22 protein-coding genes and 1 pseudogene are annotated in these 26,545 nt (G+C 62.9%); 9 read left to right on the top strand and 14 right to left on the bottom strand.

Features of this window, described 5'->3' with window-relative positions:
• Nucleotide 1: 1 nt before the first annotated feature.
• Nucleotides 2–892, top strand: a complete 891-nt coding sequence (locus WDB86_RS17235) for a transporter substrate-binding domain-containing protein (protein ID WP_341486155.1) — start codon at nt 2–4, stop codon at nt 890–892.
• Here the strand turns inward: WDB86_RS17235 and WDB86_RS17230 are convergent.
• The 5 genes from WDB86_RS17230 to WDB86_RS17210 form a co-directional block, all read right to left on the bottom strand.
• Nucleotides 889–1,743 (bottom strand): FAD:protein FMN transferase, encoded by an 855-nt coding sequence (locus WDB86_RS17230; RefSeq protein ID WP_330629436.1) that lies wholly within the window; start codon nt 1,741–1,743, stop codon nt 889–891. The genes WDB86_RS17235 and WDB86_RS17230 overlap by 4 nt on opposite strands.
• Nucleotides 1,740–3,788 (bottom strand): 4Fe-4S binding protein, encoded by a 2,049-nt coding sequence (locus tag WDB86_RS17225; protein WP_341486119.1) that lies wholly within the window; start codon nt 3,786–3,788, stop codon nt 1,740–1,742. The genes WDB86_RS17230 and WDB86_RS17225 overlap by 4 nt, the downstream gene beginning before the upstream one ends.
• Nucleotides 3,789–3,895: 107 nt before the next feature.
• Nucleotides 3,896–4,690, bottom strand: coding sequence for an N-acyl homoserine lactonase AttM (gene attM / locus WDB86_RS17220; RefSeq protein WP_330629438.1), 795 nt, complete (start codon nt 4,688–4,690; stop codon nt 3,896–3,898).
• A 94-nt stretch (nt 4,691–4,784) separates the two neighbouring features.
• A complete protein-coding gene (locus WDB86_RS17215; protein ID WP_330629439.1) occupies nt 4,785–5,945 on the bottom strand; it encodes an iron-containing alcohol dehydrogenase in 1,161 nt (386 codons plus the stop codon).
• Nucleotides 5,946–6,064: 119 nt separating this feature from the next.
• Nucleotides 6,065–6,202 (bottom strand): hypothetical protein, encoded by a 138-nt coding sequence (locus WDB86_RS17210; RefSeq protein WP_341486118.1) that lies wholly within the window; start codon nt 6,200–6,202, stop codon nt 6,065–6,067.
• Between the two features lie 68 nt (nt 6,203–6,270).
• On the opposite strand from WDB86_RS17210, the pseudogene WDB86_RS17205 reads away from it, so the two are divergent.
• Both WDB86_RS17205 and WDB86_RS17200 read left to right on the top strand, forming a co-directional pair.
• Nucleotides 6,271–6,432: pseudogene (locus tag WDB86_RS17205) on the top strand (hypothetical protein); the annotation flags it as partial.
• Between the two features lie 30 nt (nt 6,433–6,462).
• A complete protein-coding gene (locus WDB86_RS17200) occupies nt 6,463–7,089 on the top strand; it encodes an IclR family transcriptional regulator (protein WP_341486154.1) in 627 nt (208 codons plus the stop codon).
• Here WDB86_RS17200 and WDB86_RS17195 read toward each other — a convergent pair whose 3' ends face one another.
• Nucleotides 7,090–7,998 (bottom strand): LysR family transcriptional regulator, encoded by a 909-nt coding sequence (locus WDB86_RS17195; RefSeq protein ID WP_330629442.1) that lies wholly within the window; start codon nt 7,996–7,998, stop codon nt 7,090–7,092.
• Nucleotides 7,999–8,082: 84 nt separating this feature from the next.
• Between WDB86_RS17195 and WDB86_RS17190 the strand changes: the two genes are divergently transcribed.
• On the top strand, nt 8,083–8,937 hold the full coding sequence (locus WDB86_RS17190; RefSeq protein ID WP_341486117.1) for an oxidoreductase: 855 nt from the start codon (nt 8,083–8,085) through the stop codon (nt 8,935–8,937).
• 164 nt (nt 8,938–9,101) lie between these two features.
• Here the strand turns inward: WDB86_RS17190 and WDB86_RS17185 are convergent, their stop codons facing one another.
• From WDB86_RS17185 to WDB86_RS17160, 6 genes are all read right to left on the bottom strand, one after another.
• Nucleotides 9,102–9,779, bottom strand: coding sequence for an SCO family protein (locus WDB86_RS17185; protein ID WP_341486116.1), 678 nt, complete (start codon nt 9,777–9,779; stop codon nt 9,102–9,104).
• Between the two features lies 1 nt (nt 9,780).
• Entirely contained in the window at nt 9,781–10,326 is a 546-nt protein-coding gene (locus tag WDB86_RS17180) for a copper chaperone PCu(A)C (RefSeq protein ID WP_341486115.1), read from the bottom strand.
• A 63-nt stretch (nt 10,327–10,389) separates the two neighbouring features.
• Nucleotides 10,390–11,778 (bottom strand): PepSY domain-containing protein, encoded by a 1,389-nt coding sequence (locus tag WDB86_RS17175; protein ID WP_341486114.1) that lies wholly within the window; start codon nt 11,776–11,778, stop codon nt 10,390–10,392.
• A 15-nt stretch (nt 11,779–11,793) separates the two neighbouring features.
• Nucleotides 11,794–13,911, bottom strand: coding sequence for a TonB-dependent siderophore receptor (locus WDB86_RS17170; protein ID WP_341486113.1), 2,118 nt, complete (start codon nt 13,909–13,911; stop codon nt 11,794–11,796).
• Between the two features lie 142 nt (nt 13,912–14,053).
• Nucleotides 14,054–14,401: a hypothetical protein gene (locus WDB86_RS17165; protein ID WP_406737106.1), complete on the bottom strand. Its 348-nt coding sequence runs from the start codon at nt 14,399–14,401 to the stop codon at nt 14,054–14,056.
• A gap of 101 nt (nt 14,402–14,502) precedes the next feature.
• Entirely contained in the window at nt 14,503–15,315 is an 813-nt protein-coding gene (locus WDB86_RS17160; RefSeq protein ID WP_330629450.1) for a helix-turn-helix transcriptional regulator, read from the bottom strand.
• Nucleotides 15,316–15,461: 146 nt separating this feature from the next.
• Between WDB86_RS17160 and WDB86_RS17155 the strand changes: the two genes are divergently transcribed.
• The 4 genes from WDB86_RS17155 (at nt 15,462) to WDB86_RS17140 (ending at nt 22,174) form a co-directional block, all read left to right on the top strand.
• Nucleotides 15,462–16,886 (top strand): alanine/glycine:cation symporter family protein, encoded by a 1,425-nt coding sequence (locus WDB86_RS17155; protein ID WP_330629451.1) that lies wholly within the window; start codon nt 15,462–15,464, stop codon nt 16,884–16,886.
• Nucleotides 16,887–17,147: 261 nt separating this feature from the next.
• Nucleotides 17,148–19,427 carry a methyl-accepting chemotaxis protein gene (locus tag WDB86_RS17150; RefSeq protein ID WP_330629452.1) on the top strand — a complete coding sequence of 760 codons (2,280 nt, stop codon included), beginning with the start codon at nt 17,148–17,150 and terminating at the stop codon, nt 19,425–19,427.
• A 72-nt stretch (nt 19,428–19,499) separates the two neighbouring features.
• Entirely contained in the window at nt 19,500–20,738 is a 1,239-nt protein-coding gene (locus tag WDB86_RS17145) for a putative DNA modification/repair radical SAM protein (protein ID WP_406737105.1), read from the top strand.
• Entirely contained in the window at nt 20,738–22,174 is a 1,437-nt protein-coding gene (locus WDB86_RS17140) for a UdgX family uracil-DNA binding protein (RefSeq protein ID WP_341486110.1), read from the top strand. Before WDB86_RS17145 ends, WDB86_RS17140 begins: the two co-directional genes overlap by 1 nt.
• On the opposite strand, the gene WDB86_RS17135 is transcribed toward WDB86_RS17140, so the two are convergent.
• Nucleotides 22,175–23,563 (bottom strand): trehalose-6-phosphate synthase, encoded by a 1,389-nt coding sequence (locus WDB86_RS17135; RefSeq protein ID WP_341486109.1) that lies wholly within the window; start codon nt 23,561–23,563, stop codon nt 22,175–22,177. It abuts the gene before it with no gap.
• Between the two features lie 198 nt (nt 23,564–23,761).
• Between WDB86_RS17135 and WDB86_RS17130 the strand changes: the two genes are divergently transcribed.
• Nucleotides 23,762–25,477, top strand: coding sequence for a thiamine pyrophosphate-dependent enzyme (locus WDB86_RS17130; protein WP_339109958.1), 1,716 nt, complete (start codon nt 23,762–23,764; stop codon nt 25,475–25,477).
• Between the two features lie 356 nt (nt 25,478–25,833).
• Here the strand turns inward: WDB86_RS17130 and WDB86_RS17125 are convergent, their stop codons facing one another.
• On the bottom strand, nt 25,834–26,529 hold the full coding sequence (locus WDB86_RS17125; RefSeq protein ID WP_341486108.1) for a GntR family transcriptional regulator: 696 nt from the start codon (nt 26,527–26,529) through the stop codon (nt 25,834–25,836).
• Between the last annotated feature and the right edge of the window lie 16 nt (nt 26,530–26,545).

The raw sequence follows: 26,545 nt of genomic DNA, 5'->3' as shown, positions 1-26,545 counted from the left end.
GATGCGGGGGCGGAGCCTGATGATCGCCTTGGCGCTGGCGGCATGGCCGCTGGCGTCATATGCGGCCTGCGAGGGCGTCGCCCCCGAACAGAAGCTGCAAAACACCTTCGCCCGCGATATCGGGCGCGATCTGGACCGGATTCGGGAGGATGGCTGGATAGAGGTCGCGATGTACGAGGATTTCGCGCCGTGGTCTTGGGAAGACGGCGGCAAGCCGCGGGGAATCGATGTGGAGATCGCGCAGCTGATCGCGCAGGAACTGGGCGTGACAGCGCGCATCCGCATGGTGACCCCCGGCGAGACGCTGGATGCGGATCTGCTGAACTATGTCTATCGCGGGGCGGTTGTGGGTGGCCATGTCTCGGACCTGATGCTGCATGCGCCCTATGATGTCGCTTATGCCTGCCGCTTCGATCAGGTGGTCTTCACGGGTCAATATGCCGTGGACCGTCTGGCGATCGCCTATAAGCCCGCCGATTACCCCGACAAAGGCCCGACGCCGCCGGTCTTCCGCTATGATCCGGTGGGGGTGGAAAACGACTCGATCTCCGACTTTTTCCTGACCTCGGTGGCGCATGGGGCCACAGCGGATAAGGTGCACCGCTACCCCTCGACCCAAGCCGCGATGAAGGGGCTCGAGGCGGGCGAGGTGATGGCCGTCATGGGACCGCGCGCCGAGATAGACGCCGCTTTGCAACCCGACGAGGCCGTGCACGAACCGCCGCTTCTGGGCCTTGCGCGCAATAGCTGGACCTTGGGGGCCGCGCTGTCGATGCAGCACCGCCCGCTGGCCTATGCAGTGGATGATGCGATTGCGGCGGGGCTGGAGGATGGGCGGATCGCGACCATCTTCAAATCTTACGGGGCCGATTTCCGCCCGCCAGAACGCTAGACCCTAAACGTCTCAAGGTTCCCGTCCATATCCACCAGAGAGACCGCGCGCAGGCCAAGCCCCTTGGCCGCGCGCGATATCGCGTGACGGTCCATCAGCACGAAGGCCGTCGAGGCCGCATCGCAGATCATCGCGCTCGGGCCTTCCACACTGACCGTCGACCAATGTGGTTTCTGCCCCGCCGGACCAAGGATATGACTGCCCCCCGCCAGCCAGAGCGCCGCAGGCGACGAGGTCGCGATTGCGCCACGGCTCAGGCTGCGCTGTCCGAGACGTCCGGCCTGCGGATCTTCCAGCCCGATATGGAACGGCCCGCCCAAGGCGCGGAATTCCCCCATATCCACCAGACACCGGCCCAGACCGGCCTGCGCGCACAGCTCGGCCACGCGGTCGGCGGCATAGCCCTGCACGATGCCGTTCAATGTCAGCGCCTGTGCAGGGCCAAGGCGCACATGCGCGCCCATCCGCAGCCGGTCAAAGCCGATCAACGCGCGGGCCGCCACAGGGTCGCCCCCCTCGGCCAATGCGCGCCAGAGCGGCTGGATACTGGGGTCAAAGGCGCCCTGCGTCTGTGCATGCACCTGTCGGGCGGCATGAAGGACGGTGCGCAGCCGCGCCGATCCCGCGACCCTGCCGCGCTGGTTCAGCTCTTGCAGCTCGCTCGGACGAAAAAGCGAAAACACCGCCTCGATCTGCGCAATCTCCTCGCGGATGCGGGCCAGAGGCAGAGCGCCTGCCGCCGTGATCTGCAGATCCGCCCCGAAGGCCCGCCCCTGCCATGTCTGCGCCTGCACGGCCCCGCCGCAAAGCGCCATTCCCGCCACAATCCGAAGAAACCGCCGCCGCTTCATGAAGGCCTCCTTGCGCGTTTCGCCTCTAGCACCAGTGGCACACAGAGCGTCGGGTCGTCATGGATTTTGACGCAGTCAAGACATTGGAAACATTCCGAATAGCGGATCTTGCCTTGCGGGCTGATCGCACCATAGGCACAGCGCACGCGGCAAAGCTGACAGGGGCTGCCGCATTCGGGCCTGCGCGGGATCCATTGCCGCAGGCGCAAAAGCCCGCCGATCCGCATCATGGCCCCCAGAGGGCAGAGCGAACGGCAGAAGCCTTTGAACCAGACCATCGACACCAGAAGCCACCCCGCAGCCCAAAGCGCATAGGGCCAAGGACGCGCGAAATGCATGGTGATCGCCGTCTTGAACGGTTCGATCTCGGCTATGGTCTCGGCATGCTGGGGGGCCACGAAAGCCGTGGCAAGCAGCCCCGCAAGGGCGACAGGACCACTCCAGAGAAGGGCGCGGGCAAGGCTGGGGGGCGGCTCTATGCGGGGTAGATGCAACAGGCGGCCCAGATGGTGCGCAAATTCCTGCAAGGCACCAAAGGGGCAAAGCCAGCCACAGAAAAACCCCCGCCCCCAGAGCACGAAGCCCGCCCCTGCTGCCGCCCAGACCAGCAGCCCGAACGGATCATAGAGCAGCACCTCAAGCCCGCCCGCCACCAGCCCGCGCGCCACCGCCATGACCGTCACGATCGAAAGCTGCCCCTGCCCCCAGAACCCCACGAACCCGACCACAAATGCCAGTATCGCCAGACGCACGGGCGTATAGGCCCGCAGCCCCGCAAGGCGCGACTGTGCCAGAAGCGCCACCATCAGCAGCGCCAGAAATCCGGCCAGCAGCCACAGATCGGGGGCGCGGTTGCGCACGGCCTCGGCAAAGGGGCTCAGCCGTTCGGGCGGGGAGGGACGCAGGAAGAACCGCTCGGGCGTCTGCAGGCCCAGCGGAAAATGCACCGACCCCGCCTCGGGCATCAGCATCCCGTGCAGACGGATGGCCTGCAGGTTCAGCTCCCACGGGCGGGTCGGGTCAAAGCCCAGACGGCGGTCCAGACGCAGCACCATTTTTGTCGCGTCCTGCAAAGAGGCAGGCAGATCCTCGGCCAGTTCGGGCAGGATATCGGCATCACGTAACGCCAAGGGCAGCCCGTCCTGCGTGGCCGTCATCCGGTCGGGCGCGGTATTGCGCACGAAATCGGGCGAGACCAGCCCGTGCTGTCCGGCCTCGATCAGCAGATACAACTCGTCGTCGGGGGCGCGGGCGCGCACATCGGCGATCTCGTCCAGACTGTCCTGTGCCAGCACCGCACGCGCCAGCGCGGGCGGACCAAGGTCGATAACATAGAGGTCGATATAGGGGCGCGCTGGGTCCAGATCGCCGCCATCATCGGCCCATTTCGTCCCCTTGAAGGCTGCATCCAGCGCCGGTTCCGCCACGCGCAGCCGCCCGACGAGCCCCTGCTCTATCAGGCTGCGCCACTCCAGCGGCTCGTCATGCGCCAGATCGGGTTCGGGCGCAGGCCCTGCCCCCACGCCTTGCATCTTTTCACGTGCCACCGCCAGCGTGGCGGCAAGGATGGATTCATGCGCGATCCGGACCGAGGCCGTGGCTTTGGTCACCCCGTCCAGATAGACATTATCGGAGGCCGCGCCCCCCGCGCCATAGGGCGTGCCGACAACCAGCGGCTCGTTGATCGAGTGACCGCGATACTGTTCCAGAAAGGCACGAAACGGGGCCTCGCCAAGGCCCGAGACAAAGATCGGCTCGTTCTGCGCGATCAGCCGGACATTCAGAAACCGCCCTTCAAGGTCGAGCATCACCAGCATATTGATCGGTGCGCCGGAGAATCCCGGCAAAGGCGCAAGCGGTGCGGTCTCGAAAACATATCCGGCCTCGCCGCCGCCGGAATTCCGCAAGGACCAGACGCCGCGATCATTGACCGCCTCGCCCAGTTCGTAGGGCGCAAGGACCATCGGGGCCAGATCCGCACGGGTCAACGGTGCCGCATAAAGCGGCCCCGCCAGAAAGAAGAGAAGGATCAGAGCACGCCACATAGGCAAACTGTGACCCTGCTCAGAGCCATTGGATATAGGACTTTGGTGGTGTTAGCGCCCCAAATACCCCCGCCCCCGAGACATAGGCCGCAGGGGCGGGGCGAGCTTTAGCCGTAGAACTCGGGGGCCTGTTTGAAGTTGGCCCATGCATCGGGGTCATGCCCCGTAACCACGGTCGCGCCGGTCTTCTCGGCCAGCACCCGCAGCTTCTTGACCGAACGCACGGCATCCACCGTCGAGGCAAGGAAACCCGGCAACGAGCGCTCTTCCCAGTGGTCGGTCGTATAGGCGGCATCGACGGTCAGCAGCATCGGCCCCGAATGCGGCAGGGTCACAAGGAAGGACATGTGCCCCGGTGCATGGCCCGGCGTGAAGACGGTCTTCAGAACGCCATCGCCATAGATGTCGTAATGGTCATCCGCCGTGCCTTCGAGGAACTGCCAATCAAGCCCCGGCTTGTCGAAGTCCTTGCGGATATAGCCGCCCGCCGCGAACCAGTCCGGCGTATAGGCATATTCATACTCGGACCGCTGCACGATATGGGTGGCATTGGGGAAGCGACCAATGGCACCGGTATGGTCGAGATGCAGATGCGACTGCAGGACGTATTTCACATCCTCGGGCTTCACACCGATCTTTTCCAGCTGGGCAACGCAGCCCTCTTGCGCTGTCATCTCGGGCCAGTAGACATCACAGATCCCGCCCCAGTGACCGCGCGGATCGGTGGCACATTCCACCGCATTCCCGCCATCAATGATCGTATGCCCCTTGGGATGGGTGATCAGGAAGAACGGCACCGGAATGGCATAATCCGCCCCCGCGCCCTCGTTCATCTTGATGTTATGGACCTTGCATTTCAGAGACCCGCTCTGGAACATGTAAAGACGAATATCATCGGTCATTCTAAGACCCCCTTGATAGAAATGGCCGTTACCCTCCCCCGCAAGCGGGGGCTTTCCTGCGGCAGGTGGGAAAGGTCCCGCCTGCAACAAGCACTCAGTACGCTTCGCGATAGAGTTCGAGAGCGACTTCCTCTGTCACTTCGACAGGGTTGTTCACCAGAAGGCGCTGCTGTTTCATTGCGTCACTTGCCAGCATGGCAAGGCTGTTATCGGTGACCTTCACATCGCGCAGGCGGCGCGGCGCCCCGCTGTCATCCATGAGCTTCAGCATATGGTCCACGAAGGCCTGCGAGCGGGTGGCGGCATCGCCCGTGCCCTCGACACCCAGCACATCGGCCAGCTCGGCATAAAGCGGCGCGGCGACCTTGGCGTTATAGCGCAGGACCGGCCCCAGCATCAGCGCATTGGTCAGCCCGTGCGGCAGGTGGTAATGCCCGCCCAGCGGATAGGCCAGCGCATGGACCGCCGCCACCGGCGAATTGGCGAAGGCCTGCCCTGCCAGCATCGCGCCCAGCAGCATGTTCTCGCGCGCCTCGCGGTTGGTGCCATCCTGACAAGCGGCGATCAGATTGCCGCCCAGAAGACGCAGCGCCTCGCGTGCCAGCGCATCCGACAGCGGGTTCTTCTTGAACTTCGAGGTATAGGCCTCGATCGCATGGACCATCGCGTCGATCCCCGTGGCCGCGGTATGGATCTGCGGCAGACCCACGGTCAGCTCGGCATCCAGCAGCACGAAATCGGCATAGAGCTGGCGCGAGACAACGCCCATCTTGGTGGTCTCGCCGGTGGTGATGATCGAGATATTGGTGACCTCGGATCCGGTGCCTGCGGTGGTGGGCACAAGCGCCAGCGGCAGGCGGCTGCCTGTGACATTGCCGATACCATACATCTGCGACAGATCCTGATCCGAGCCGATCATCACCGCCACCAGCTTCGCGATATCCAGCGACGAGCCACCGCCCAGCCCCAGCACGATATCCACCCCTTCGGCCCGTGCGGCCTCGGTGCAGCCGCGCACGATCGCCTCGGGCGGGTCGGCCACCACCTCGTCAAACAGCGTCACACGGAAACCTGCGGCCTCGAGCGCCTCACGGATCGGGCTGATCAGCCCTGCATTGACCAGCCCGCGATCCGTGATCAGCAGGAGATTGCGCGCCGGAAACCGGCTGCCAAGCAGCTCGCCCAGTTTCGTCGCACCGCCCCATTCCAGATGGATGTCGCCCACTGTCGAGAAACTGAAGGGTGTAAGTGTCATAATGCTATCCTCCCCATTAAACCTGCCCGGCCGGTGGCCAAGCACACATATGTCAACCCAAGATATCCTTCGATGCCCTCACAGGCCCCTGCCCGTCCCCGCTTGGATGGCCTGCCCCCTCAGCGCCGCACGACCTCGCTTGAACGGGTGGCCACGCGGATGGACCACGGGCGGATGGACCACGGCCGGTGATCACCCGAAGCCCCGCCAGTTCGGCAGTCCTGACGCAGAAGCTGCGGATCGTTCAGTTTGATCATTGCGCCGCCTCCTGTAGTTCAATATATTGAACCAAATTCCATATATTAACTGTGCGAAGGAGTCTGGCGTGTCGTCAACAGAAAATCCGCCATCCTTACCGCTAACATTCACAACCAGAGGCGGAGCAAGCGTGCCCGCCCTACGCCGCGCAGTCGCCGTTCTGGACTATATATCAGAGGCTTGCGGAGAAGTTTCCGCAGCACGTCTGGCGCAGGACCTAAAGATCCCCAAAAGCACACTTCACGGTTTGTTGAGCGCAATGGAAGAGCTTGGCCTGATCTATCGCGACCGGCTGGGGCGCATCCAGACCGGTGCGCGCCCGCTGGCATGGAGCCGCGACTTCGTGGCCAAATCCGATCTGGCTTCGGCATTCCACCGCTATTTCAACAGTCCTCAGGCCCAGCAGGGGATCCTGGCGGGCTATACGATGACCATGACCATTCTCGATGGTGCCAATGTCGTCTATATCGCCTGCTCGCAGGCCCATCAGCCCCTCGGGGTGACCTTTCAGGTGGGGATGCGCCTGCCTGCCCCCTTCACCGCAACCGGAAAGATCCTGCTGGCCGCGCTGCCCGAAGCCGAGCTTGCCACAACCTTCGCCGGAACCTTTCCCCCGCCTCTGACCCGCCTCAGCGTCCGTGATCTGACTGCCCTCAGGGCGGTGTTTCCGGCGCAGGAGGCCCGTGGCTATTCCGTGGATGATGGTGAGGTGCGCGAGGGGATGATCTGCCTTGGCGCGGCGATCTGCGATCATAGCCGGCACGTGAAGGCGGCACTGGCGCTTTCGGTCACGCGCCCCGAGGCGAAGGCGGCGCAGATTTCCACGCTGGGCATGGCGCTCAAGGGGGCCGCCGACCAGATCTCGCATCTGCTGGGAGCGCCCTGATCAGGGGCCGGCCACCTGCGGCTGCGCCCGCAGGAAATCCACAAAGGCGCGCAGCGCGGCAGGCGGGCGGCGCCCGTAGAAATACAGATACGGGCCTTCGAATTCCTCCCACCAATCGGGCAGGACCGGCACCAGATGCCCCGCCTTGAAATGCGGCTCCAGCCAGTTGCGGAAGGTCAGGCATACTCCCAACCCCGCAACCGCATGGCCAATCAGGGCCGCCGACCCGCCCGTGCCGATGATCAGCCGCGCCTTCGGATCAAGGCGGATCTCTTCGCCCTCCTTCTCGAAGGTCCAGGGCACCAGCGCGCCACTGCTGAACCGCGCCCGCAGGCAGGCATGGTGCAGAAGGTCACGCGGATGGGCCGGACACCCCTCCCGCGCCAGATAGGCCGGTGCCGCTGCCAGCGCCGCTTGCTGCCGACGCGGCCCGATGGGCACCGCGATCATGTCCTGCGCCAAGGCCTCGCCATAGCGGATACCGGCATCACATCCTGCGGCCACCGCATCAACCATGCGGTCATCCACCATGATCTCGATCTCGACCTGCGGATACAGGGCACAGAACGCCTCGACCAAGGGCGGCAGGATATCCACCATCACCGCCCCCGGCACATTCAGCACCAAACGGCCATGCAGCGCACCGCTCTGGCTGCGGGCCGCATGCAGGCTGTCTTCCATCTCGGCCAGAAGCGGTGCGACACGGCGGGCCAGCGCCTCGCCCGCTTCGGTGGGCGTGACCGCGCGGGTGGTGCGGGTCAGCAGACGCAGCTCCAGACGCGCCTCCAGCCGCGAGATCGTCTCGCTGACAGTGGCGGGGGACAGGCCAAGCTGGCGCGCGGCCCGCCGGAATCCTTTGGCCTTCACCACCGCCACAAATACACCGAGGTCATCAAGATTGTTCGCCATACCGATCAGCCTATTCGGACTGGCCTGTATTTTCAAACAGACAAATGCGCGCCATGTCTTGAGCCACAACAAAGGAGATCTTCCATGACCACTCTCGCCACCGCCGCTGGCCGCTTTACCTTTCCCGGAACGCAGCTCAGCGTGAACCGCATGGGATATGGCGCGATGCAGCTGGCCGGTCCGCATGTGATGGGCCCGCCCAAGGACCGCCCCGAAGCCCTTGCCGTCCTGCGCGAGGCGCTGGCCCTTGGCATCGACCATATCGACACAAGCGACTTCTATGGCCCCCATGTCACCAACGCGCTGCTGCACGAAGCGCTGGCTCCCTATCCCCGCAACCTCGTGCTGGTCAGCAAGATCGGCGCATGGCGCGATGCACAGGGCGGCTGGAACCTGCGGCGCGACGCCGAGTTTCTGCGCCAGTCGGTGCTCGACAATCTGACGCGCCTCGGGCTGGAGCAGATGGAAATCGTCAATCTGCGGATGGGTGGCCCCGAAGACGACATCGCCACCCCGATGAAAACCATGCGCGCGCTGCAAGACGAGGGGCTGATCGGCCATATCGGGGTCAGCACCGTCAGCGCAGAGCAGTTGCGCATCGCCCGCGACATCGCCCCCGTTATCTGTGTGCAGAACCAGTATAATCTGGCCCATCGCGAGGATGACGCCATGATCGATGCGCTGGCCGAAGAGGGCATTGCCTATGTGCCCTATTTCCCCTTGGGCGGCTTTACCCCGCTGCAATCGGCCAAGCTTGACAGCATCGCCGCCGATATGGGGGTCAGCCCGCAACAGGCGGCACTGGCTTGGCTGCTGGCGCGCAGCCCGAATATTCTGGTGATCCCCGGCACATCGCGCAGGGCGCATCTGCGCGACAACATCGCCGCCGCCGGATTGCGGTTCAGCCCCGAACAGAAAGCCGCCCTCGACGCGCTCTGAGTGGTGGCGCCTTTGCCCGCCACACCCTGACCCGTCCGGCTGTGCCGCGCCCCTAAAGATCCGCTTTCGCGACATAGGGGGCGCGGAGCGGGCGCGCCACATCTCAAAGCCTGCGCCACGCAGCAGGCACAGGCATCGCCAACGGTTCAGGCATCGCCAGCGGTTCAGGCCCCGAAGATCTTGACCGCCTCAAGGCACAGGATACCCAGAAGATCATTGGGAAGCACCGCCCCCCGCCCCAGCGGATTGCCATCGACGAGGTTCTTGATACGGGCCTCGGCGACCTCCAGCGGCTCGCCATATACCACGGAATCGACATAACGCCCGTTTTCGTCGAACAGCATCACGAAGGCCGAATGGTCCATCGTGTAGCTGCCATCGTCAAACACGACCTTCTTGGCATAGACGTTATAGGCCTTGATCGCCTTGTCGATCTCGGCCTGCGTGCCGGTGACACCGATCACACCAGGGATCCAAGAGACATAGTCGCGCAGCTGGTCCAGCCGGTCCCGCGCGGGATCGACCGTCACGAAATAGACCCGCAGATCCGTCGCCCCCGGAATATCCTCTTTCCATGTCGCCAGATCGCCCATCGTGGTCGGGCAGACCTCAGGACAATGGGTAAAGCCGAAGAACACCGCAGAGGGGCTGCCCTTGAGGCTGTCATAGGTGAAATCCTGCCCGTCGGTGGCCTGCAGGACATATTCCCCCTGCCCCATCACTGCCGCCTGCGCGGCGCGATATTTGGGCAGAACCACCTTGTCATAGACCACCATCCCCAAGGTCATGACGAGCGCGAGGCCCGTCATGAACAGTGCAAAACGTTCGCCGCTGCGGAACATCCTACTGCACCTCTTTCGGCATCGCGTGGGTCATGCCATGCATCGGTGCCGCCCCGCCTGTCGCATTGGGCGCCATCACCGGCAGATCCACTGTCACGGTTCCGGCCTGTTCGAAGGTGAGCGTCACCTGCACGGTGCTGTCCTGCACCAGCGCCTCTTTGAGCTGCATGAACATCAGGTGATAGCCGCCCGGCTGCAAGGTGACGGTCTTGCCTGCAGGCAGCGCAATCCCGTTTTCCAGCTGGCGCATCACCATGACCCCGTCTTTCATGGCCATCTCATGCAACTGCACTTCCCCTGCGACGGGGCTTTGGGCCGCGATCAGACGGTCATCGCTGGTGCCGGTATTGGTCAGCGCCACATAGCCGCCGCCCACCGGCTGGTTGGGCAGGGTTGCACGGGCAAAGCCGCCGCTCAGCGTGATGGCCCCGATCTGGGCGCTTGCCCCCGATGCCGCGCCCTGCGCGTCTTTCGCCATCGCGGTCTCATGGGCCGAAGCCAGACCGACCGAAGCCATCAGGACAAGAGTTGCAAGAACAAGTTTCATAGGAAGATCCTTTATCAGTTGGGAAAATAGTCTTTGGCCCCGCAGGATGCGACGCCACAGATTTCAGGAGAACGCGCGCTTGAGAAAGGACACGCGCGCAATCAGCACGACATCCAGCACGATCACCGAGGCCAGCGCGACCCCCGCCATCGGGAAGGCGATCGCAATCAGCACAGCCACCAGAATGCCGCTTTTCCAAAGCGGCATGTCGCGCGGCACGGGCGGGGCGGCCAGACGGCCAGCCCCTGCCGGACGGCGCATCCACCACATCACGATGCCACTGGCACAGATCGCGATGACCAGCAGAAGAACGACGAAATTCAGGGCGAAATTCCACGGACCGACCAGCCCTTTATGCAGCCCGATCCCCCAAGCCATCGCCTTCGCCATCGGCGTGTAATCGGCATAGCGGATATCGCCCAGGATATGTCCGGTGAACTGGTCGATATGGGTGGTCCGGTCCTGCCACGGCATCACGCCATCCTCGTTACGGACCTCGGCCATCAGCGTGTAGACACCGGTCTCCCCTTTGGGCAGGGTGATCTTGTACTGGCCGTGGAAGCCATTGGCCTGCGCCCATGCGCTGACGCTATCAAGCGTCACCGGCCCCTGCACCGCCTCAGTTCCTGCCGCGCTGCCCGATGCGGGCATCGGCACCAGCTCCACCCCCCAAGGCACGTCCTGATAGCCCGAATGGTTCATCGAGGCATGGTTATGCCCCGAAAGCGGCGTGCCCTTCCATGTTTTCTCTGCCGGAAACGACGACCACGGCTGGATGAACTTGCCGCCCCAGATCCCTGCCCAAGACAGGCCCGACAGCGCGAAGAGCACCAGAAACACCGCGACCAGAGTGCCAAGGCTGGCATGAAGCGACTTGTAGAAATTGCGCCCGCGCGCGCGCATGTTCGGCACCATCGCGCGCCACCCCGCTTTGGGCAGCCACATCCACAATCCGGTTACGATCAGCAAGATCATTAGCGACACGGCCATTTCCACGATCCGGTCTCCGGTATCGCCCAGCAAAAGCGTGCCGTGAATGCGGTTGGCGATGGCATAGAGGGTGGTGGTCTTGTCCTGTGCGTTCAGCACATCGCCGGTATAGGGGTCGATCGCCACCGACATCATGGCCGCCCCGTCGCGGATCGCAAAGAACGCGGGGCGGTCTGCGGCCTCGGGCGCCACATACTGGTCCAGCACCCCGCCCGGAATTGCGTCCAGCGCCGCCTGCGCCTGCTGGCTGACCGGCATGGCCGGACCCGCAATCACCACATCGCGCACATCGCCCAACTGGTTGGACGAGGCGGTGGCCAGCATCATCACCATCCCCGTGACCGCAAGGATCAACAGGAAGGGCACCACAAACAGACCGGCATAGAAATGCCAGCGCCATGCGGCGAAATAGAACGGGCTGATCGTGGCGCGCGCTCCGGCCTTGGAGGAATGTTTCGTCATAGGGATCTCGCTTCGTTAAAAGGTCTTGCTGATCGTCAGAAGAACCTGCCGCTCCGGCCCCGGCGCGACGCGCCCGTCGAGATATTTCCAGAACGGAAGGTCGTAATCGCGGTTCAGCAGGTTCTTGATGGCCAAGGCATAGGTCATGCCGTTTCGGGTATAGCTTCCCGAGGCATTGACTGTAGCGTAGCCGCCTGTTTTATATAGGTTTTCAAGGTCGATATAGGCGGAAGACGCCGCATGGAGGCCAACCCCCGCCTGCCAGCCCTCGCCCGCCGGATCACGCGGATCATAGGTCAGCCAAAGCCCGCCCGAATGTCGTGGCACCCCTGCCAGCGAAGACCCTGCGCGGGCACCATTGGGGATGTCGGCTGTCAGGACAGCGGCGGTATAGGCATAATTGGCCACCAGACGCCAAGGCCCCTCTGACTGCCACACCAGATCGGCCTCGACCCCACGCGAGCGTTGCTGCCCCTCGGTGATCGAACTCAGCATCAGGGGGTCGTCGGGATCGGTCACCGGAACATTGCGGCGCTGGATCTGGAATGCCGCCACGCTGCCCGACCATGCCCCTTGGTCAAACTTCACCCCCAGCTCTGCCTGACGCGAATATTCGGGTTCGGGCATGTCGGAATAGAAATAGAAGGCATTGGCCTTCATACCCTCGCTATAGCTGGCAAAGGCCGACACCTGCGGCGCCAGATCCCACACCGCGCCGATCCGTGGCAGCAAGCGGGCTTGCTGCAGGCTATCGCGGCGGCCATAGCCTTCGGACTCGTAGACGGTCTGGAGATAGCCGAAACGGACACCGCCCAGCAGATGCCATGCTCCGACATCCGATTGCAGCTGCGCATAGGCTCCGGCGGTGGTGTAACGGCCATGACCTTCCCCCATTGCAAGACTGGCAGGCATGGTCCATGCGGGCCAGGCAACAGGATCAGTCAGATCCACGCTGCCCGCATAATCCATATACATCAGCGAATAGTCTTTGATCCGCGCATAATCGACGCCCAGCAGCAGCGTATGATCGACGGCGCCAGTGCTCAGATGCCCCTCGACCGATGCGTTGAAATTATATTCGGTCTGCTCGCCCGGCACATAGGAATTATATAGCGACCAGCGGCTATCCCCTGCATCCGGCACATTCGACAGGATGATCTGGGTGATCTGTTCCACCCTGGTCCTGCCGATCCGGAACTGGCCCCGCGCGCTCCATGTCTCGTTGAAACTATGGTCCAGCGTGAAGGTCAGCTTGCGGGTGCTGGTCGTGCTTTCGGGAATATCGGGATCGCCAATGAACAGGTCCCGATCCAGCGCAAACCCGCCGGTCACTGTGCCCGTGGCCGGTAGCCCCTGATATTCCTGCTGCTGCCAGCGCGAAAGATAGCCCTGAACCGTCAGCTGCGTCGCGCCGCCATATCCCAGCGTCAGCGCGGGGCTGAACGCATAGCGTCGGGTCTCGAGCACATCGGTCTGCGCCCCCGAACGTGCGGCACTACCGGTCATCCGGAAAAGCGCCGTCTGGCCCAGACGGGCATTCACATCGAAAGACGGTGCGATGAGGGCCTCGCTGCCCAGCGTCAGGGCCGCCGTGGCGAACCTGTCCGGCTGGGGTTTCTTCGTGACCAGATTGACGATACCGCCCAGAGGCGTGCCTGTCCCTCCACCGTAGAGGATGGCATTGGGCCCTTTGAGCACGTCGACCCTCTCGATCCCTGCAAGCGCATTGGCATCGCCCGCATTGATATAATTGGTGATCCCGTCGCTATAGATCTCGGCGGGAAAGCCCCGCAGCAGAGTGGATTCGAAAGCGGGCGTCTGCAGCGCCACGCTGCCCTGTGCGCCGCTGGCATTATAAAGCACCTCGGCCAGACGCGCGGGCAACTGGTCGGCCAGCATCTGGGACGGGATCACCTGAACCGATTGTGGCGTAGCCCGTAACGGCGTGGATGTGCGCGTCGCGCTGGAGATCGCAAGACTATGATATCCGTCGATCTCTGCCCCCTCGTCGGCGGCATAGACGGAAATCCCGTCCAACGGGATCGGCGGGTCTTCCTGCGCCCATAGCGGACAGGCCCATAAGGCCGTGCCTGCCAGCAGCGCTTTGGCAGTCGAATGATAGAACATGGTCATCCGGTCTCAGATCCGCATGCGGCGCACCCGCGCCCGACAGATGCGGGACATCCCAAAAACCGCGCAGCGAAAGGCTACGCATGGCGCATGAAAAAGCCGCGTTCCGGTGGAAGATCAGACGGAGGTCTGGCCGCGGCCCTGATTACAGCGCCACGGGTGGGGCACGGGGGATGCGGGCATGGTCGCGGCTATGCGGGGCCGTGCGGAACTGGACAGGCACCAGCCATTGGGCCTGAAACACACGGCTCCAGCGGATGGCCGCAAGCACGGGCAGATCGACATCGGGCAAAAGATGGCAGAAGGGGCAGCGATACTCGGGTTTGCCGGACCCGCCGCAGAGATCATCCCCCGAAAGACCAAGAGCTTCGGCCTGTGCCTTGATCAGCAGATCCCGATCCGGCGCCATCGCCGAAGCCGAGCCGATACTGACCGTCGCAAGCATTGCGACAGTGACCGTTATAAAAAGCATTTTCCAAAAACGGATCAACATGTGCCCAGCCATACACGATCCCGTGCGCCGAAAGATAGATGGAATCGACTACCCTACCGGCAAAGGCGTGCGGCAAGGACCGCCTTTCGGTTGTATTCCGCCTAGACGACGGGGGCCTCCACCAGCTGGCTGCCCGCCCGCAAGCCCCCCGACAGCATCTGCCGCACCTCTTCGGGAATACGCGGATCTTGCGGAGAATACAGCGAACAGCGCCGCATCATCGCGCGCAGATCAACCGATTTTCCCAGATATTCCATCACCATCTGCGTCGCCGAGGGCGGACGCGGAGCACGGGCCGCTACGCCAGAGACCACACCGCCAAGATAGCGGATCCGGTTATTGTAGCTGGGATAGAGGATGATCTGCATCACCTCGTTACGGGTCAGCGTCTCCATCACCGTCATAAACAGCCGGTCGCCCAGCAGGAAACAGGCCCCCTCGTATTTACAGGTGAACTTCCGCGCACCTGGCCGCCCGACACTTTCGACGCTTTTGACATTCACGCCGAAAGGTGTGTCATACAGCTTGGACAGCGCGCAGAGCACCTGACCGGGATGGGACATGGAGTTATACCATGTCAGATAATATCCGAGATAGGGCACCAGCGCCTTGGCCGACTGCATCCGCAGCTCGCCTGCCGTCAAGGACACGATGTCGCGCTCGGCCCGCACGCCGGTACTTTGGGGCCGCAGCCGCACCAGTTCCACGAATTGCCCATGCGCAAGCAGCAACTCGGCCTCTTCGACCCCGAAAAAGTCGCAGATCCGGCGCATGGACCGCAACGAGGGAAAGGTCTCTCCGGTGAGGTAGCGGTTGAACTGGGACCGATTCACCCCCAATTGCTGACACACCGCGACGATCGAAGCGTGATAGCTGCATAACAGGCGCAGGTTCCGTGGCAAATCTTGGGACAAGGCCCACCTCTTATGCTAGTTGACGCTACTTATGTATCCGTTCGCGTCGCCGTGATGCAAGATAGACCATAGCAATCCGCCCACGTATCCCTAGTTTGCACCAAATTCGCGACATCGAAATTATGCGCGCAATAAAGGGGGATATCATGGATTTTCTAGAGCTGATCTTTACCAAGATCGGCGATCTGACTTGGGGGTGGTCTCTGATCCCCATTCTCGTCGTCTTTGGCGTTTTCATCACTCTGGCAACCGGGTTCGTCCAGGTCCAATTCTTTGGGCGGATGTTCCGTGTGCTGCGCAAATCCAACAATGCGGCGGATGCCGACAAGATCTCGGCGCGTGAGGCGCTGCTGGTCTCGGTCGGCGGGCGCGTCGGCGGCGGCAATATTGCCGGTGTGGCTGTGGCCATCACGCTCGGGGGGCCGGGGGCGGTCTTCTGGATGTGGGTCGTGGCGCTTGTCGGCATGGCCACCAGCCTTGTGGAATGTTCGCTGGCACAGCTGTTCAAACGCCGCACCGGCGAGCACAGCTTCCGCGGCGGTCCGGCATTGTCGATCATTCATGGTCTGGGCAAGGAATACAAATGGCTGGCGGGCATCTATGCTGTCTGCCTGATTGCGGCATTCGGCTTTGGCTTCAACGCGTTCCAAGGCAATACCGTGGCCGGCGCGATGCTGGACAGCTTCCATATCGCCCGCTCCTGGACGGCCATCGGTCTGGCCATTCTGGCCGCGATCATCATCTTCGGTGGGATACACCGGATTGCCAAAGCCTCTGACGTGATCGTGCCGATCATGGCCGTTGGCTATCTGGCGATGGCGCTGGTAATCATCGTGCTCAACATCTCGGAAGTGCCGCATGTGCTGTCGATGATCGTCAAGAACGCCTTCGGGATCGAACAGGCCGTTGGCGGTGGTATGGGGGCCGCGATCATGCAGGGCATGCGCCGTGGTCTGTTCTCGAACGAGGCCGGTCTGGGCTCGGCGCCGAACGTGGCCGCCACCGCAGAGGTCCGCCACCCGATCAGCCAAGGCATCACGCAGTCTTTCTCGGTCTTCATCGACACCATCGTGATCTGCTCGTGCACGGCATTCGTGATCCTCTTGAGCGATGTCTATGTACCGGGTGCCGAAGGCATTGATGGCGTGGCACTGACCCAGCAATCGGTCACCAGCGAGCTGGGCAACTGGGCGCAATATTATCTGTCCATCGCCGTTCTGCTGTTTGCGTTCTCGTCGATCATCTACAACTACTACCTTGGCGAAAACGCATTGTCGGTCTTCTCAGAAAACCCGATTGCGATCACCATCCTGCGTGTGGCGGTTGTGGGCATCGTCTTTATCGGCGCTCTGGCACCGGGGGCGACCGATGTGTTCTTCTTCTCGGACCCGATGATGGGCGTTCTGGCACTGGTCAACCTGCTGGCGATCATGATGCTGTTCCCGGTGGCCATGCGGCTGCTGCGCGACTTCCGCGCCCAGCTCAAGGCGGGCATCGACCGTCCGGTTCTGGACCCCGATATGTATGCGGATCTCGATATCGACCGCAGCGCATGGGAAAAGCGGGACTGATCCTGTCCGTCGCGGGCCTTGCACCAAGGACGGAGGAGAAACGCCAAAGGGTCGCAGCAATGCGGCCCTTTTTTCATCGCGGCAGCAGGCAAATGCCACGGAAAACCGCTTTTGGCGCAGCCGGTCTCTCTCTGGCTAAAATTGTGCACAGATTTAGCAATCCCGCTGAAAATTATCCTGCTTAGGAATGCGCGCATTTACCAGTTGTTTGGGGCTTTGGGAGCACATGTCTATCGTACAGGTTTCTTATACAGGTAGACAATGCGAGTCATAAAAACCGTCTCGGGCAAGCTGATCTTGGCCGCCGGAACTGCAATCACGATGATTGTTCTTGCCTATACGGTCTTTAGCGGATGGTCGGAAACGCGGAAGGTGCATGATCAGGTCATGAACCTTGCCGAAATCAAGACGCGCCGTGCCGCAGAACAGGTCATGATTCCCATTACTCAGGCCACCTCTGCGGCCACGGCCCTGTCCAGCTCGCTTGCAGGCTATCTTGCAACCGGCGAGGCCACGACCAAAGGCCTGACCACCGTCCTGCACGATCTGGCCCCGCAATATGACGATATCTTCGCATCATGGATGAACGAGCTGGAAGGCCGGACGCTGGACGGGCTGGCCAGCGGCACGGAGGGCCGGAACGAGAAAGGCGACTTTGCCGCCTTCTGGACCAAGAATGACAGCGGCGGAATGGATTTCCAGACCTATAGCCTCAATCCGACCGCGCAATGGTATGCCGGCCCGACCTCGACAAAACGCGGATTGATCACCGATCCCTATCTGACAGAGAAGGGGATCCTGCTGACCTCTGTCGTCATTCCGGTTGTGGTAAAGGGCACGATGGTGGGTCTGGCAGGGGCCGATATCACGCTCGACAATCTCTCCACGATTCTGGGCGCTATCGATACATTCGAGGGCGGGCGCATGATGCTCTTGGATGCCGGCGCGAAATGGGTCGTTGCCCCCACGCCGGACGAGAAGCGCAAACCCTATGAGGGCGCGGGTCTGGACGCCGTCAATGCCGCGCTGGAAGATGGCAAGATGCATATCATCTCCGATATGCCCGACGGTGCGACGCGGCTGGTTCTGCCCTTCTCGGCACCGGGGATGAACCGCACATGGGCCGCCGTGCTGGATGTGCCCGCCGCGACATTCTCCGGCCCCGTCCATGCCGCAATCAAAGCCTCGATCCTCAGTGGCCTGCTGATCCTGCTGATGGCACTGACCACGATCGCTCTGGCCACCAGCACCGTTGTCCGCAAGCCGATGCAGAAAATGCTGGATGTCGTCAAAGGGCTGGCCGAGGGCCAATATGACCACCCCGTTCCGGGGACGGATCGCCATGACGAAATGGGACAGATGGCCACCGCCGTCGAGGCCCTGCGCAACGGCTTGCTGGAAAAACGCGCGCTTGAGGTCGAACAGGAACTGGCCCGTCAGGAGCGCGAGATCGAAAGAGAACGCCGCACGCAGGAAGATGCCCGCCTGCGCGAGGAACGCGAAGAACGTGCACAGGCCGATCAGGAACGCGAACATCAGGCCATTCTGGCCGAAGAGGCCAACCGTCGCCGTCAGGAAGAGCATCGCGCAGCCCTTGCTGCCGAGCAGGAGGCCGTGGTGAAACGTCTGGCAGGATCGCTGAGCGGGCTGGCCGAAGGCAATCTGGATGTCATGATCCATGACCGCTTCCCCCAAGGCTACGACCAGCTGCGTCAGGATTTCAACAATACCGTCCTGCGTCTGTCGGAACTGGTTCAGGCCATCACCCAATCGGCCAATGCGATTGTCGGCGGGGTGCAAGAAATCACCGGTGCAGCCACCGGCCTGTCGCGCGAGACCGAGCGTTCCGCCGCAACTCTGGAGCAGACCGCCGCAGCCCTGAACGAGCTGACGGTCTCGGTCCAGACCGCCTCCGCAAGCGCGACCCAAGCCAATAATCTGGTCAAGGATGCGGCACAAAACGCCAAAGAGACCGCAGGCGTTGTGGGCGATACGATCACCGCCATTGACGAAATCCGTGACTCCTCGAACCATATCTCGCGGATTATCAGCGTCATTGACGACATCGCCTTCCAGACGAATCTTCTGGCGCTGAATGCGGGCGTCGAGGCCGCGCGGGCCGGAGATGCCGGACGCGGCTTCGCCGTGGTGGCCTCGGAAGTGCGCGGTCTGGCCCAGCGGTCTTCCGAAGCCGCGCTGGAGATCAACGCCCTGATTTCGAAATCCGGCGTGCAGGTCGAGAATGGTGTGGCCTTGGTCAACCGTGCCGGCGATGCGTTGCGCGCGATCGTCAAATCGGTCGAGGTGATCGAGCATCACATGGGCGATATCGCCTCTTCGGCCAATGAACAGGCCTCGGGGATTTCCGAGATCAACTCGGCGGTGGGGCAGCTTGACCGTGCCCAGCAACAAAACGCCGCCTCCTTCGAGGAAACAAGCGCGGCCTGCCTTGCACTGGATCAGCAGGCACATGAGCTGAAAGATCTGGTGGGCCAGTTCCGGCTTGGTTCGGCAGACGCACCGATCACACAGGCGGCCTAAGACTGTCGGGCGGCTTCGGCCGCCCTTCCTGACATCGCGAGATTTCCCTTGCCGGTGCATCAGTGTGAACATATGATGAACATCATGGTGAAACGCACGATCTCAGACAAGCTGGCCATCCTTGCCGATGCCGCGAAATATGATGCCTCCTGCGCCTCTTCGGGCGGGCAGAAACGGTCGTCGACAGACGGCAAGGGGCTTGGCTCTTCGGGCGGGGCGGGCATCTGCCATGCCTATGCGCCGGACGGGCGCTGCATCAGCCTGCTGAAGATTCTGATGACGAATTTCTGCATCTATGATTGCGCCTATTGCATCAACCGCGCCTCCAGCCATGTCGAGCGTGCCCGCTTCAGCGTCGAGGAAGTCGTCAGCCTGACGGTCGAATTCTACCGCCGCAACTATATCGAGGGGCTGTTTCTTTCCTCGGGCATCATCCGCAGCCCCGATGACACGATGGCCGATATGGTCCGCATCGCGCGGACGCTGCGCCAGCAGGAGAACTTCCGCGGCTATATCCACCTCAAGACCATCCCCGATGCCGCCCCCGAGCTGATCGACGAGGCGGGCAAATGGGCGGACCGGCTGTCGATCAATGTCGAGCTGCCCACCGATAAGGGCCTCTCGGATTACGCCCCCGAGAAAAGCGCGCAAACCATCCGCACCGCCATGGCCGAGGTCCGCAACCGCCGCGAGGCCGCCAAAGAGCGCAGCCATAAGGGCCGCCGCGCGGGCCGCTTTGCGCCTGCGGGCCAGTCGACGCAGATGATCGTGGGGGCGGATGCGGCGCATGACGGGGAGATTTTGCATTCGGCCTCGCGGCTTTATTCGGGCTATCACCTGTCGCGGGTCTATTATTCGGCCTTCTCGCCGATCCCCGATGCCTCGAAACTGCTGCCTTTGAAACGCCCGCCCCTGATGCGCGAACACAGGCTCTATCAGGCCGATTGGCTGATGCGGTTTTACGGGTTCGAAGCGGGCGAGATCGCGCCGCCCTCGGGGATGCTGGACCTTGAGGTGGACCCGAAGATGGCATGGGCGCTGGCCCATCGCGAGCAATTTCCGGTAGATGTGAACCGCGCGCCCAAAGAGCTTCTGCTGCGGGTGCCGGGCTTTGGCACGCGTTCGGTCGAGCGTATTCTGGCGGCGCGTCGGCATGGGGTGCTGCGCTATGAAACGCTGGTGAAGATCGGCTGCGTAATGAAACATGCCCGCCCCTTCATCACCCTTCCCGGCTGGACCGCGCGCAGCCTTGACGCGCAGGACTTGCGGGCGCGGTTTGCGCCGCCGCCCGAACAGCTGAGCCTCTTCTGATGGAAGAGGTCATCCTGCCCCATATCGGCACGGTGGCCGCATGGCGCGAGACGGCGCGCGGCTTGGCGGCGCGGGGCGTGCCTGCCGAGGCGGTGCTCTGGCGGGTGGGCGAGGCGGCTCCGGATCTTTTTGGCCCAGATCTTTTTGACGGGATGGCCGCGCCTCAGGCCGCCCCCGTTACCCTGACCCTGCCCCGCGCGACGCTTGGCGAGATCGAATGCGCGCTGCATCATTCCGACCCCGAGCGGTTTGCCCGCGCCTATGACATCGTGCTGCGGCTTTCACGCGGGGACTTGCGCTGGGGCGACCGCGAGGACCCTGCCCTTCACAGGCTGATTGCGCAGGCCAAACATGTGCGGCGCGACATCCACAAGATGCATGCCTTCGTGCGCTTCCGCGAGATCACCGCCGAAGATGCCAACCGCCGCGCCTTTGCGGCATGGTTCGAACCCGACCACCCGATTGTGGAACCCGCGACGCCGTTCTTTGCCAAGCGTTTCGGAGATATGGATTGGGTGATCGCGACCCCCAGTCTGACCGCGCGCTTTGAGGCGGGCCAACTGAGTTACAGCGAGACCGAAGACCGCAGCCCACCGCCCGAGGATGCCACCGAAGAGCTATGGCGCACCTATTTCACCCATATCTTCAACCCCGCGCGGCTGATGGTGAAGGCAATGACCTCCGAGATGCCGCGCAAATACTGGAAGAACCTCCCCGAGGCGCAGCTGATCCCCGAGATGATCCGCCAAGCGCCTGCGCGGGCGCGTGCCATGCAGGACGCCATGCCCACGCCCAAGGCGGCCTTGGCCGACCGTTTGCGACCCGCGCCGAAAGAGCTGCCCGAAGAGATCACGCTTGAGACGATGAAACCCGCGCTGGACGCCTGCCGCCGCTGTGCGATTGGCCCCTGTGCGACGCAGGGGGTGGCGGGGGAAGGTCCGGCCTCGGCGCGGGTGATGGTGGTGGGCGAACAGCCCGGAGAACAGGAAGACCTCAAGGGCCGCCCCTTCATCGGCCCTGCGGGGCAGCTCTTTGACCAATGCGCCCGCGCGGCGCGGCTGGACCGTGAGCGGATCTGGCTGACCAATGCGGTGAAGCACTTCAAGTTCACTCCGCGCGGCAAACAGCGGCTGCATCAGGCACCGAATGCGGGCGAGGTGAAGGCCTGCCGCTGGTGGCTGGATCTTGAACGCCAGTTGATCAAGCCCGATCTGGTGGTGGCGATGGGGGCAACCGCCGCGGCCTCTCTGACCGGCACCGGCAAGGGGCTTGTTGAACGCGCCGGACAGATCGAGACGCTGCCCGATGGCACCCCCTGCCTGATCACCTATCACCCCGCGCATCTTCTGCGCCTGCCCGATCCGCAGCTTGCACAGGCGCGGCAGGCCGCCTTTACCGCCAGCCTGCGACGTGCCGCCGATTGGCCGTTGGCCTAGTCAGGCCGAAGCTGCCTGATGACGGGACAAAGCCAAGGTCGGAACGCAGCTTGCCAATCGCGCCAGATACCTGTCGGTCCAGACGGAAATCCGGCTGTCCCGCACCACGGCCAGACAATCCGCATGGCGCTTGCGCCGTTCGTCCAGCGGCATGGCCAGCGCGTAATCGATCGCACCGGCGGTCTCGTCCAGATCATGCGGATTGATCAGCAGCGCCCCTTTCATATCCTCTGCCGCACCGGCAAACCGCGACAGCACCAGCACGCCCGGATTATCAGGGGCTTGCGCGGCCACAAACTCTTTGGCCACAAGGTTCATCCCATCCGCCAGAGGCGTGACCAGCCCCACCTCGGCGCGGCGCATGAGACCAATCAGCCGGTCCCGCGCGACCGAGCGGTGCACAAAGCGCAAAGGCTGCCAGTCAAGCTCGGAATACTGACCGTTGATCCGACCCGAAATCGCCTGAAGGTCATTGGTAATCTGCCGATAGGCGGCCACATCGGCACGGCTGGGCGAGGCAATCTGCAGGAGGGTCGGTCGCGCATCGCGGTCCACCCGTCCTTGCAGAAGGCGACCGAAGGCCTCGAATTTATGCGGCAGCCCCTTGGTATAATCCAGCCGGTCCGCGCCGATAATCAGCTCACGCGGGTTGGCAGCCCCAAACGGGCCGGGATCGGCGCTGCGGGCGGTGGCTTCGATCTGGTCACAATCGATGCCGATCGGAAAAGAGGCCACGGTGACGATATGTTCGTCGAATTTCACGGTTCCGTCGCGCAGGAATTCCGCCCGTGGATCGGCGCGGAACATCTCCAAAGCGCGCGCCACATCACCACGGGTCTGCAGCCCCAGCAGATTATAGCTGGCCAGCCAGCGGGCAAAATCCTCGGGGCGGGGCAGGATCGCAAGATCGGTGATATTGGGAAACGGAATATGCAGGAAGAAGCCGATGCGGTTGGTCACCCCCAGCGAGCGCAGCATCATCGCCAGCGGCAGGAAGTGGTAATCATGCACCCAGACCACATCCTGCGGGGCAAGGTCTTGCGCAATCAGGCGGGCGAGGCGCAGATTGACCGCCAGATAATCGGCGCGATATTCGGATTTCATCTCGATCAGATCGGTGCGCCGGTGGCAGATCGGCCAAAGCACCGAATTGGCAAATCCGCTATAATAGTTCTGCCGCTCCGTCTTGCTCAGCCGGAACGCACGTTTGCGATAGGGAACATCTCCCAGCTCGTGCAGGCACTCGCGCCCCTCCTCCGACGGATCGGGATCGGCCCCGACCCATACCCCTCCCCGCGCCAGCAGCGCATCATGCAGCGCCACGACAAGCCCGCCAGACGGATCCACCGTGGGTATCCTGTTCGATATCACAATCAACCGACCCGCCATGACCTTCTCCTCGATGCCCGCTCGCGTTCTGAATTATGCGCCAAACGCCAGTCCGGGCACTCTGTTCCCTTGCAAGGCATCACGAATGCTCCTTAGCCGTTTTTCGTCGTAACGTCACATGCTTGTGTAGCCTCCTGACGGGACCCGAACGCCCTGCCACCCGTTCTAAAGCAAGATTTCAGCCTTAGGGGACCAATCATGTCAAAATCCGTTGCCAAGATTATCACCGAGACCTTGCAGGCGGCGGGCGCGAAGCGCTGCTACGGCGTGGCCGGCGATACGATCAACCATTTCACCGATGAAATCCGCAAATCCGATATCCGCTGGGTCCATGTCCGCCACGAAGAGGTGGGCGGCTTTGCCGCAGGGGGCGAGGCCTATATGACGGGCGAGCTGGCCCTGTGTGCAGGCAGCTGCGGTCCGGGATCGCTGCATTTCGTCAACGGCCTTTTCGAGACCCATCGCAACGGCGCGCCCGTGGTGATGATCGCCTCGAACATCGCCCGCAATGAAGAGGGGCTGGGCTTCCCGCAAGAGGTCGACCAGAAGGCCATCTATCAGCAATGCTCGGTTTTCTGTGAAAAGATCAACCATCCCGATCAGGCGCGGCGGATTACCGCAATGGCGGCCCAAGCGGCCCTGACCAAGCACGGGCTGGCGGTGATTATCGTCAATGGCGACATGTTCACCGAAACCTCGTCGGATGCGCTGGCATGGTCGGTCCATCGCCCGCAGCCGGTCACCGTGCCCGCTCCGACCGAGCTTGCAGAGCTGGCACAGATGATCGATCAGGCCCAGCGTCCGGTGATCTATGCCGGAATCGGGGCGCGCAAGGCCCGTCCCGAGCTGATCGCGCTGGCCGAGAAAATCCGCGCGCCAATCGTGCATACGACCCGCGCGAAAGAGTTCATCGAACCCGATAACCCGTGGCAGGTCGGCATGACCGGCATTCTGGGCAATCGCGCAGGGATGGAGGCGGTGGCCCATTGCGACCTGATGCTGTGTCTGGGCACCGATTTCGCCTATACGCAGTTCTATCCCGATGCGGCAAAAATCGCGCAGGTCGATATCGACCCTGCCGCCATCGGACGGCGCGCGCCGGTTGATCTGGGGCTGGTCGGGGATGTGGCGGCCACCGTACAGGCCCTTTTGCCGCAGCTCGCACCGCATTCCGATACCAGCTGGCTGCGCAAGGCGGTCGAGCAATACCATAAGGATCTCGAAGGATACGGGCGCGAGGCCCGCGAACCGGACCCGAGCCTCATCCACCCGCAGGCTCTGACCCTAGCCCTGAATTCCCATGCTGCCGAAGATGCGATCTTCACTGCCGATGCGGGGTCCCCGATGGTGTGGATGCTGCGCCAGATCCGCGCCAAGGGGCAGCGGCGCTTCCTGACCTCGCTGCTGCACGGGACAATGGCCAACGCCTATCCGCAGGCGATCGGCATCCAGAAAGCCTATCCCGAACGGCAGGTCATCGCGATGTGCGGCGATGGCGGTCTGTCGATGCTGATGGGCGACCTGCTGACATTGCGTCAGGAAAATGTGCCGATCAAGATCGCGATCTACAACAACTCGACCTTGGGCTTTGTCGAGATGGAGCAGCGCGTGGAAGGGCTGCTGGATGCCTTCACCGATCTGGAAAACCCCGATTTCGGCGAGGTCGCCCGCGCGATCGGCCTGTGGGGGCAGCGTGTCGAGACTGCGACGGATCTGCCGCAAGCGGTTACCGACTGGCTGGCTCAGCCCGGCCCGGCGGTTCTGGATGTCCGCACAAGCCGGATGGAACTGGTGATGCCCCCCAAGATCCAGGCGGCACAGGTGGCCTCGACCGCGCTGTTCGGCGCGAAAGCCGTGGCGAAGGGCCGCACGAAGGAAGTTGTCGATCTGCTGGCCGATAATTTCCTGCGCTAACCCTAATCAAGGCCGTGCGGACCAGCCGAAGGCGTCCGACCATGTCCCCTGCGCCGATCGGCGCGGGGGCTACGGGCGTGGAGGCGGCCGCATGCTCCCCGCAAAACAGCCCTTGGACATAGCCCGTGGGGAACGGCCCGCGCAAAGCCATCAGGGCAGGTTCCGACAAGGTGGGAAGGGAGGCAAGGCGGTGTTGTCGGCCAGCTTGGGGGCAATGGGTGTAGTGGTGCGCTGGCCGACAACGAATTGCTGCTTGCGGGAACAATATGTGAACAAAAGCCCGCGATTTCAAGCGATTTCTTATGCCCGCCGGAAAGAGAATAGCTAAAGATGTCATCAATCCGGTAAGGCTCTGGTCAGGTTTGCTCACCCCCCCGCGCGGCGCTCTGTGCAAGCCATGCAATCAACCTCTGGCCCTCGGTCTCGTCGTGCCACCATGCCGCATCCGCTGCCGCTTGCGCATCCCGCGCGCGAAAGGCCGCAATCAGCGGCGCGTGCTGGGCGATAATATCGTCGGGGCCGGTGGCCACATGCAGGTTGCTGGTGGAAATGAACATGCGCACCTGCTGTTCGACCACCCGATATTGCGCCGCCAGACGGGCATGGTCGGCACTGTCGATGATCACCTGATGCAGGGCGAAATCGGCGGCACTGATGGCGCGCATATTGCCCCGCGCGCAGGCGCTTTCCAGTTCGGCATACGCCTCTTCGACAGCCGCGAAAACCTGAGGATCATCGCGACTGACCGCCAACCGCGAGGCAAGGCTTTCCAGCGCGCCGCGCAGGGTCCAGATTTCCCAGATATCCTGCTGCGACAGCTGCGCCACCTGCCAGCCGGTATAGGGGATCTGTTCAATCAGCCCCTCCCCCGCCAACCGGTGCAAAGCCATGCGCAGCGTCGCCCGCGAGACCCCCAGCTGTTCGGACATCGCGGCCTCGGTCAGCCGCCCGCCCGCGGCGACCTCGCCCGACAGAATGAAGGCGCGCAAATTGTCGATAACAATGGCTTCGGTCGATTGCCGCGTGACGGGGCGCAGGTTTTTCAATGTCATAGCGTCTCTTTCTACA

Source organism: Thioclava sp. GXIMD4215 (assembly GCF_045291555.1).
Classification (GTDB): domain Bacteria; phylum Pseudomonadota; class Alphaproteobacteria; order Rhodobacterales; family Rhodobacteraceae; genus Thioclava; species Thioclava litoralis.
This window is presented reverse-complemented; position numbering and strand designations above follow the sequence as displayed.